This is a genomic window from Streptomyces sp. NPDC107522 (assembly GCF_055657525.1).
Window position 1 is genome coordinate 429,384 of sequence record NZ_JBVKAU010000007.1, and the last position, 8,443, is coordinate 437,826.

Sequence of the window (8,443 nt, forward strand, 5' to 3'; positions counted from 1 at the left end):
GAACGGCTCACGGGCAGTGGAGCGGGCCGGTCAGGAGGGACCGGAAGACCAGTTGACCGGCCTGATGCCCCGTCACCTCGATGGTTCCCAGGTCGCGTTCCTGCGCGGCGGCGGGTGTCGCCTCGATGGTGCACGCATCGTCGATCTCCGCGTAGCGGTGAAAGACGGTGGAGATCGCGGACGGTGTGATCGTGTACGGTCGCACGAGCCCGCACGCGGCCTGCCGGGCCGCCTCCAGCAGGACCATCCCCGGGTAGTGATCTCCCTGGTGGTCGAACAGGACCGGGTGGTCCGGATCGGGCGTCAGCAGCCACCGGTTGGGCTGCTCGGTGGGCGAGAGCACCACGTCCTCCGGCCGGGCGCGTCCGACCGCGGCCGGTGGCATCGTGGGACGCGGCAGGCCACGCCGACTGCTCATGTCACAGCCCAGGCGGCTGCCGCGCAGCCGCCGGTAGACGGCGGGCGAGATGCAGGTGAACCGGCCACCGCCGACGCCGACCGCCTTGCCGCCGCGCCGTATGGACAGCTCCATCCGGAATCCGGCGGCCTTGCCACCCCGGAAGGCGATGTCCGTGCACACGGCGCTCAACTCCACGTCGGTGGGCGCGGATCCGATGTGCAGTTGATCGAGCTCGGTGCTGAACCCGAGGTCCCACATGACGAAGTGGTGTCCGAGCGGGACTCCGAGTTCGGCGTGGGCCAGGAGCAGGCCGGCCTGGCGAAACGTCTCGGCGGTGAGCAGCGGGTCGTGGCTGCTGCCGTCCGCGGTCTGGAAGAAGGTGTGCGCTCGCGGCCACTGGCCGGAGAGCGAGAAGTGGGTTTCGCTCTGCCTGGCACATCCGGTGAGGAAGACCTCGGCCAGGCTTGCGCGGTGGACGTACTCCTTCGGAACCGTGGTGGTCAGCCCCGGAACGTCAGGCGTCAAGACATGGGTGTGCAGCGAAGTCAAGGACAACTCGATTCCCCCGGTGAGTGCGCTGAAAGCGTGTCCGAGCATGTAAGATACGGACCTACCGGTTTGGTTCTCAATTGCCGCCTGGCAAAGGATCGGTCAAGCGTTCGGATTCCGTGGTCCGGGAGTCGGCGGCTCAGGATGAGCGGCTCCGGCGCCGAATAGGCAGCAATCCTGTAGCAAAGCGTGCATTTTCCTTTAGGATCACGGGGTCGCCGGTGCCGTCAGCGTTAGCAACCACTTCTGGGCACCGGTCTGCTCACTGCGATTTCCGTACCGTGGGACCGGCGTTTAGGGGGAAGCCGACCGATGGAAGAACCAACCGTCCCTGCTCTCTTGGACCCCAGTGGGCGGGATGTCCACGCTGAAGCAGCATGCCTGCGCGCTCGTGGTCCGGCCACCCGGGTCGAGTTGCCCGGAGGAGTCGCCGCATGGGCGATCACCGAGCATGAACTGATCAAGCGTCTGATGGCGGACCCCCGGGTCTCCAAGGACGCCCATCGCCACTGGCCCGCCTGGATCAACGGCGAGGTGGACGACGCATGGCCGCTTGCCATGTGGGTCTCCGTGCGCAGCATGCTCACCGCCTACGGTGAGGAGCACAGGCGCCTGCGCCGACTGGTGGCCGGTGCCTTCACCGCCCGGCGTACCACCCTGCTCCAGCCGAGGATCACCGAGATCGTCCACGAGCTGATCGAGCGGCTGGCAGGCCTGCCGGAAGACCAACCGGTCGATCTTCGCAAGGAGTTCGCCGGCCCGCTGCCCGTCAAGGTGATCTGCGAGATGCTCGGCGTGGCCGAGGCCGGGCGTGAGGATCTGCACCGCGTGGTCGACGTGCTGTTCACCACGACGACCACCTCCGAACAAGCTCAGGCCAACCAGGCCGAGTTGTACCTCCTGCTCAGCGAACTCGTGGCCCGCAAACGGCGCGAACCGGGCCCGGACATGACCAGCGACCTCATCGCGGTGCGCGACGAAGGCGGCTCGGGGCTGACCGAGAAGGAACTCGTGGACACCCTCCTGCTGATCATCGGGGCAGGGCACGAGACGACCGTCAATCTGCTGGACCAGGCGATCGTCGCTCTGCTCACGCACCCTGACCAGCTGCGTATGGCCCGGCAGGGGACCGTCTCCTGGGAGGCGGTGGTGGACGAGACCCTGCGCTCGCAGGCACCGGTCGCCACGATCCTGTTCCGCTTCGCGGTGGAGGACATCGATCTCCCGGGCGTACGCATAGCCCAGGGAGAACCGATCGTGTTCTCCCTGGCCGCGGCCGGCCGCGATCCGCGGCGACACGGGCCGGACGCCGACCGTTTCGACGCCTCCCGGAGCACCAGCCGCGACCACCTCGCCTTCGGGCACGGCGCCCACCACTGCCTGGGCCGGCCGCTTGCGACGCTCGAGGCGACCACGGCACTGGCGGCCCTGTTCGAACGCTTCCCGCACATGCGGCTGGCCGTGCCGCGGCGGCAGCTGCGTCCGCTCGAGTCCTTCATATCCAGCGGCCACCGTGAGCTTCCGGTGGTCCTGACGCCCGGGGCCGCGCAGTGAGCCCCGCAGCCGAGGAGACAAAAGACATGCCCACCGCTGTGCGGCACCTCCGGCTCGCCGCGGTCAACATCGACGGCGTCCTGCTCAACGACACCTTCAGCCCCGTCATCCGGCAGATGGTGGTCGAGCGGGGCGGCGAGTACACCGCCGAGGTCGAGTACGCCCTCTTCTCCCAGAGCCAGCTCGTGGCCGCCCAGGCGTTCGCCGAGGCCGCGAAGGTGACCATGTCCCCGCAGGAACTCGTGGACGCCTATCTGCAAGAGCGCGAGCGCTACCTCGTCCGGCATCCGGTGCGGGTGCTCGACGGCGCGGCGGAGCTGCTCGCCCGGCTGCGTGACATGGGACTGCGCATCGTGTGCTACGGCGGATTGGACAAGACGCACTTCGACCGCCATCTCGGCTCGCTGGCCCACTTCTTCGACGGCCCCGGCTACGTGTGCACCGACCGCTTCCGACCAGGGCTCCGCGAGATCACCCAGGACATCTTCCAACTGCCGTACGACCGGGTGCTCTTCGTCGACGACGTGGCCAGGGTCGCCGAGGAGGCCCGTCGGCTCGGGGTGCCCTTCATCGGCCGTCCCGGCGACTTCGAGCACGGCCACCAGCACACCCTGATGCGGCGGGCCGGCGTACGGCATCTGGTGCGCAGCCTGCACGACATCGACGAGGATCTGCTGCGGACCGTGGACGCCGAAGCAGCCGCGGGCACGTGCTGGGAGGACCCGGGATCCCCGTCCGTCGCCCTCGGCCACGAAGGAGCCTCCCGTGCCTGACAGCGACGGCCCGCTGAGCGGGAAGGTCGTGATCATCACCGGGGCCAGCAGCGGCATCGGTGCGGCCGCGGCCCGGGTCTTCGCCCGGCAGGGAGCCCGCCTGGTGCTGTCGGCGCGCCGCGAGGAACGGCTTCGCGAACTCGTCCGCCGGCTGGGCGAGGAGGGCGCCACGGCGAGCTACGTCGTCGCCGACGTCTCGCGCAGCGAGGACGCCCGGGTGATGGTCGAGCATGCGATGTCCCGGTACGGAAGACTGGACGCGGCCTTCAACAACGCCGGGGTCGGCATCGAGAAGACTCCGCTGCACCTCATCGACGACGACGCCTACGAGCACGTCATGGCCACCAACGTGCGCGGGGTGTGGAACTGCCTGCGTCACGAGATCGCCGCCATGCTCACCTGTGGGGGAGGAGCGATCGTCAACACCAGCAGTGTCGGCGGCCTGGTCGCCTCCTCGACGGCGGCGCCGTACATCGCCTCCAAGCACGCCGTCATCGGACTGACGAAGGCGGCCGCGGTCGAGTACGCCGCCCAGGGCATCCGGGCCAACGCGATCGCCCCCGGTCTCACCCGCTCGGAGTTGGTCGACGCCTGGTTCACGCGGCACCCGGAGGCGGAGCAGAAGGCATACCGTTCGGCCCCCCAGGGGCGGGCGGCCGATCCGGAGGAGGTGGCCGAAGCAGCGGCCTGGCTGTGCAGCGACCGGGCCTCCTTCGTCACCGGCGCGACGGTCCCGGTGGATGGAGGACGCATCGCCTGGTGAGCGGCCCTCTCCCGGACCAAATGTCGCCGAGCGCTGTTCTTCGGACCGAGTGTTCCGTAAAGTACGGCATGTTTGGTTTAATTTTTATTCAAAGGAGGGTCTCATGGCTCAGCAGGAGAGGGCTGTACGGACCCGACGTGCTGTTCTTGAGGCAGCCGCCGCCGTCTTCGCGGAGCGCGGGTACGCGGCCGCCACCATCGCCGAGATCCTGAGCAGAGCCGGCGTCACCAAGGGTGCCTTGTACTTCCACTTCAACTCCAAGGCGGCCCTGGCCCAGGGCGTGCTCCAGGAGCAGATAACGGCGGAATACCACCTGCCGCGGGAGTTGAAGCTACAGGAGTGGGTGGACGCGGGCATGACCCTTGCCAAGCGTCTGCCCCAGGAGCCGATGCTGCTCGCCGGTGTCCGGCTCTCCGCCGACCTGCAAGGGCGGGACGTCTTCGGAAGTGCCTGGCCGGCGTGGGCCGAAGTGACCGCGTCGTTCCTGGCGGACGCCAAGGAACGGGGGGAAGTACTCCCCCATGTGGTGCCCGCGGAAGCGGCCCAGGTCTTCCTCGGCGCGTGGATCGGGGTGCAGTTCGTCTCGCAGGCTGCCGCCGACTGGGCAGACCTGGAGGAACGCATGTCGTCTCTGTTCAACTACGTGCTCCCCGCGATCGCGGCTCCGGCCGTCCTCGCCCGGCTCGACACCGCGCCTGACCGGGGTGCCCGGGTGATTGCTGAGGCGAAGCAGCAGTCTCCGGTGGCCTTGGCCGGGGCCGCCACCTGACATCGGTCGACTCCGCCGAAACGACTGTCCGGCTCACCGCGCACTGATCCGCGCGGCCGAAGACCTCTGCGATCGCGCACTGATCCGCGCGGCCGCAGAGGTCTTCGTTTGTGAGGGCTACGTACGCGCATGCAAAGGCGGTGTCGAGTCGGCCCGCCGCCGGGGGTGGAACCGGGCCCACGGTCGCAGGTGCACTACAGACATCCGGTAGCAAGCAGGTCGATCTTGCATCCATTGACAAACCGCATGGACTGTTTTTAACTCGGTGCTCTACTCGCCCTCCTGGCGAGATTCGACGGCGCTTACAGCGACGACTGGGGGAATTGGCGTGGACATCCAGGTACTGGGCACCCTCGGAGTACGAGAAGAAGGGGTGTCCATCACCCCCACGGCACCGAAGGCGCGACGGGTGCTGGCACTGCTGGCTCTGCACGCTGATCAACCCGTCTCCGTCTCGGCGTTGGTCGAGGAGCTCTGGGGCGAACTGCCGCCGCGCAGCGCGCGTACCACCCTGCAGACCTATGTGCTGCAGTTGCGGGAGCTGATCACCGCCGCCCTCGACGCGGGCACCGCGGAACCGGTGACGGCCAAGGACATCCTCGTGACGTGCCCCGGCGGTTATCTGCTGAACACCCGGGGCGGCACCAGCGACGTGCGCGAGTTCGACCGTCTGGCGGGTCTCGGTTACCGGGCCATGGACACCGGTGACCACACGCGTGCGGCACGTCTGCTGCGCGAGGCCCTGGCCCTGTGGAGCGGCGCACCCTTCGCGGACGTCCAGTCGGGCCCGAAGCTGGAGATCGAGGCACGTCGCCTGCAGGAGAGCCGGCTGTGCGCTCTCGACCAGCGCATCGAGGCGGACCTGAGGCTGGGCCGGCACCGCGAACTGCTGCCCGAACTGACCGTCCTCGTCAGCCAGTACCGCACGCACGAGAACCTCCACGGGCAGTTCATGGTGGCGCTGCAGCGCTCCGGCCGCCGTGGTGAAGCCCTCGACGTGTACCGCTTGCTGCGCACCACCCTGGTGCGGGAGATGGGCATCGAACCGTCCGCGGCCCTCAGCCGTCTGCAGCGCTCCATCCTGCTGGCCGGTCCCGACAAGGTGCCGGTGTCGAGCTGAGAGTCGTGTCGGCATCAGGTTCTGGGCGAAAGCCGCTCGCAAGGTGCTGCATCGCCGTGCTGCGGCCCGTTCCGAAGCGGGTGGAGGTCAACTTGATGAGGGCTCAAGGAACAGGGTGTGGCCGATTTCTGGCCGTTACGGTGCATGCAGCGCACCCGCTCTTCGAACGCACGCTCGAGGAGAAGAAAGACGCGAAGGGGGATCGGAAACATGAGGATTCAGATACTGGGTCCACTCAGTGCCGAGATCGGTGGTGTGCCGATCGCGCCGACAGCGAGCAAACCGCGACAGATCCTGGCGCTGCTCGCGCTGTACCCAGGCCGTGTGATGCCCGTACCGACTTTGATGGAGGAGATCTGGGGCGGAGAACCGCCGGTCAGCGCCCTCACCACCTTGCAGACCTACATCCTTCAACTGCGCCGGCGGCTCGGCACGGCCATGGGGCCCAACTCGGCGCGCAACGCCAAGGACGTCCTGGCCACCCGGCACGGCGGATACGTCCTGCAGATCGCCCCCGACAGCGTCGACGTGCACGCCTACGAGCGGCTCTCGGCCGCGGGGCGTGCGGCGTTCGAGGCCGGCGATGACGCGCACGCGGCAGAAACGCTCCGTCAGGCGCTGGACCTATGGCAGGGTCCGGCCCTGGTCGACGTGCGCGTCGGACCGCTGCTGACCATCGAGACGGTCCGCCTGGAGGAGAGCAGGCTCGGCACGATGGAACGGCGGATCGACGCGGAACTGCGCCTGGGCAGGCACACCGAGCTGATCGCCGAACTCAGGGACCTCATCGCACGCCACCCCCAGCACGAGGGACTGCATTCGCAGGCCATGGTGGCGCTGTACCGGTCGGGCCGGCAGGCCGCGGCGCTCGACGTCTACCGTCAGTTGCGCGTACGGCTCATCGAGGAACTGGGCGTGGAACCGTCGCCTCAGCTGCAGCGCCTGCACCAGGCCATGCTGAGCGTGGACCCCGCGCTGGACATTGCCGCGGGCCCCCGCCGGGGCTCGACCTTCGACCTCTACACATCCTGACTCGTTCAACCGTTGTGACCGCTTCGAGCCCGCCTCTAGCACCGTCAGCGAGGCTGATGGGGCCCGCGGAACCAGGGTCGAGGAGGGGCGGACATGGCAGACAAAGCGGCACCCGTACGGCTGTACTGCTTCGCGCACGCAGGGGCCGGAGTCTCTGCCTTCCACGGCTGGGCGCGCCGCCTCGGTCCCACCGTCGAGACCGTGCCCGTGCTGCTGCCGGGCCGGGAGAGCCGACGGCGTGAACCGCGTCTGACGGACCGGTCGGCACTCGTCGCCGACCTGCTGGAACGCGTCAGGCCCGAGCCGGACCGGTCGTACGTCCTGTACGGGCACAGCCTGGGCGCCATGGTGGCCTACACCCTCACCAAGGCCCTGCAGGAGCGGGGGCTCCCGCTTCCCGCCCTGCTGGCCGTCGGTGCCTGCCCGCCGCCGGACCGGGCCAGCGCACTGTCCGACAACTCCCACACCTTCGACGCCACCCTGATGGACCGGCTCCGCGCCCTGGGAGCCGTGCCCGACGGCGCGGTGCCGGGCGACTACTGGCACCGGGCGTTGCTGCCGGTGCTCCGCGACGATCTGCGCCTGGCGCACGCGCTGCGCGTCGCGGCCCGCCGCACCGCGGCCCGCAACGGCCAGGTGCCGGTGCCGCTGCTCGCCGTCTCCGGCGACCGCGACCCGCTGGCGCCGCCCTCCGTGGTCGACGGCTGGCGCGGATGGAGCGCCGGCCCGGTGGTGACGCGCACGGTCTCCGGCGACCACTTCTTCGTACGAGAAGGTGCGCTGCCCCACCTCCTCGGGCGCGCCATCCGTGTCGTACGGCGCCTTGGTCCCGCCGCCGCGGCGGGGCCGGGCGTCCTGGCCACGCCCCACGGCGAGCTGCGGCGGACCGGCTCACGAGCCCTCGTGGCCCGGTGATACGCGTGGCGTCCCCGCCGGGCCCCGGACCGCCGCCCGGTACCGCGCCAGGCCAGGCATCGCTGATGACCCCTCACCGACCAACTCACCGCTGAACGTGCTCGGCACGAGAAAGAGAGAGCCACCGATGCAATCGCTCGAAATCAAGGATCTGGTCGTCCTGCTGCGCACCAACGCCGGTGACAGCGACACCTACGACCTGGACGGCGATGTCCTGGACGTTCCGTTCTCCGAGCTCAGCTACGACTCGCTGGCCCTGTTGCAGGTCACCGGCGCCATCGAGCGCGACCACGGCGTCGCCCTCGACGAGGAGGCCCTGGAGGAGGCCGAGACCCCGCGCCAGTACCTCGACGTCGTCAACCGGGTGCTCGCGGACGCTGCCCGCGCGGCCTGACCGACGGCGTCCTCGGACACCGTTTCGCACACCCCAGGGGGGCGGTCCTTCGGACCGCCCCCCTTCGTGGTGCTGGTCTTCAGTAGCGGTAGTGGTCCGGCTTGTACGGGCCCTCGACCTCGACACCGATGTACGCGGCCTGCTCGGGACGCAGCTTCGTCAGCTTCACACCCA

The 8,443-nt window shown here is 69.2% G+C and carries 10 protein-coding genes; 8 read left to right on the forward strand and 2 right to left on the reverse strand.

Annotation, left to right across the window (positions count from 1 at the left end; genetic code table 11):
• Positions 1-7: 7 nt before the first annotated feature.
• Positions 8-925: a ScbA/BarX family gamma-butyrolactone biosynthesis protein gene (locus tag ACZ7L6_RS25185; RefSeq protein ID WP_471927490.1), complete on the reverse strand. Its 918-nt coding sequence runs from the start codon at positions 923-925 to the stop codon at positions 8-10.
• A 495-nt stretch (positions 926-1,420) separates the two neighbouring features.
• Between ACZ7L6_RS25185 and ACZ7L6_RS25190 the strand changes: the two genes are divergently transcribed.
• The 8 genes from ACZ7L6_RS25190 (at position 1,421) to ACZ7L6_RS25225 (ending at position 8,269) form a co-directional block, all read left to right on the forward strand.
• Positions 1,421-2,503 carry a cytochrome P450 family protein gene (locus tag ACZ7L6_RS25190; protein ID WP_471927492.1) on the forward strand — a complete coding sequence of 361 codons (1,083 nt, stop codon included), beginning with the start codon at positions 1,421-1,423 and terminating at the stop codon, positions 2,501-2,503.
• A 26-nt stretch (positions 2,504-2,529) separates the two neighbouring features.
• Positions 2,530-3,276, forward strand: a complete 747-nt coding sequence (locus ACZ7L6_RS25195) for an HAD family phosphatase (RefSeq protein WP_471927494.1) — start codon at positions 2,530-2,532, stop codon at positions 3,274-3,276.
• Positions 3,269-4,039, forward strand: coding sequence for an SDR family NAD(P)-dependent oxidoreductase (locus ACZ7L6_RS25200; protein WP_471927496.1), 771 nt, complete (start codon positions 3,269-3,271; stop codon positions 4,037-4,039). The genes ACZ7L6_RS25195 and ACZ7L6_RS25200 overlap by 8 nt, the downstream gene beginning before the upstream one ends.
• Before the next feature lie 103 nt (positions 4,040-4,142).
• Positions 4,143-4,808 carry a ScbR family autoregulator-binding transcription factor gene (locus ACZ7L6_RS25205; protein WP_471927498.1) on the forward strand — a complete coding sequence of 222 codons (666 nt, stop codon included), beginning with the start codon at positions 4,143-4,145 and terminating at the stop codon, positions 4,806-4,808.
• A 328-nt stretch (positions 4,809-5,136) separates the two neighbouring features.
• A complete protein-coding gene (locus ACZ7L6_RS25210) occupies positions 5,137-5,928 on the forward strand; it encodes an AfsR/SARP family transcriptional regulator (RefSeq protein WP_471927500.1) in 792 nt (263 codons plus the stop codon).
• A 210-nt stretch (positions 5,929-6,138) separates the two neighbouring features.
• Positions 6,139-6,960 (forward strand): AfsR/SARP family transcriptional regulator, encoded by an 822-nt coding sequence (locus tag ACZ7L6_RS25215; protein ID WP_471927502.1) that lies wholly within the window; start codon positions 6,139-6,141, stop codon positions 6,958-6,960.
• A 93-nt stretch (positions 6,961-7,053) separates the two neighbouring features.
• Positions 7,054-7,875: a thioesterase II family protein gene (locus ACZ7L6_RS25220; RefSeq protein WP_471927504.1), complete on the forward strand. Its 822-nt coding sequence runs from the start codon at positions 7,054-7,056 to the stop codon at positions 7,873-7,875.
• A gap of 127 nt (positions 7,876-8,002) precedes the next feature.
• On the forward strand, positions 8,003-8,269 hold the full coding sequence (locus ACZ7L6_RS25225; protein ID WP_471927506.1) for a phosphopantetheine-binding protein: 267 nt from the start codon (positions 8,003-8,005) through the stop codon (positions 8,267-8,269).
• A gap of 79 nt (positions 8,270-8,348) precedes the next feature.
• Here ACZ7L6_RS25225 and ACZ7L6_RS25230 read toward each other — a convergent pair.
• Positions 8,349-8,443, reverse strand: a 95-nt coding sequence (locus tag ACZ7L6_RS25230) for an adenosylhomocysteinase (protein WP_356139216.1), incomplete at its 5' end; no start/stop codon positions are given.

Bases quoted from the DNA above. Each gene is read 5' to 3' on its own strand.
- ACZ7L6_RS25190 (WP_471927492.1), top strand. From the start codon at position 1,421: ATGGCGGACCCCCGGGTCTCCAAGGACGCCCATCGCCACTGGCCCGCC.
- ACZ7L6_RS25195 (WP_471927494.1), top strand. From the start codon at position 2,530: ATGCCCACCGCTGTGCGGCACCTCCGGCTCGCCGCGGTCAACATCGAC.
- ACZ7L6_RS25205 (WP_471927498.1), top strand. From the start codon at position 4,143: ATGGCTCAGCAGGAGAGGGCTGTACGGACCCGACGTGCTGTTCTTGAG.
- ACZ7L6_RS25215 (WP_471927502.1), top strand. From the start codon at position 6,139: ATGAGGATTCAGATACTGGGTCCACTCAGTGCCGAGATCGGTGGTGTG.
- ACZ7L6_RS25220 (WP_471927504.1), top strand. From the start codon at position 7,054: ATGGCAGACAAAGCGGCACCCGTACGGCTGTACTGCTTCGCGCACGCA.
- ACZ7L6_RS25225 (WP_471927506.1), top strand. From the start codon at position 8,003: ATGCAATCGCTCGAAATCAAGGATCTGGTCGTCCTGCTGCGCACCAAC.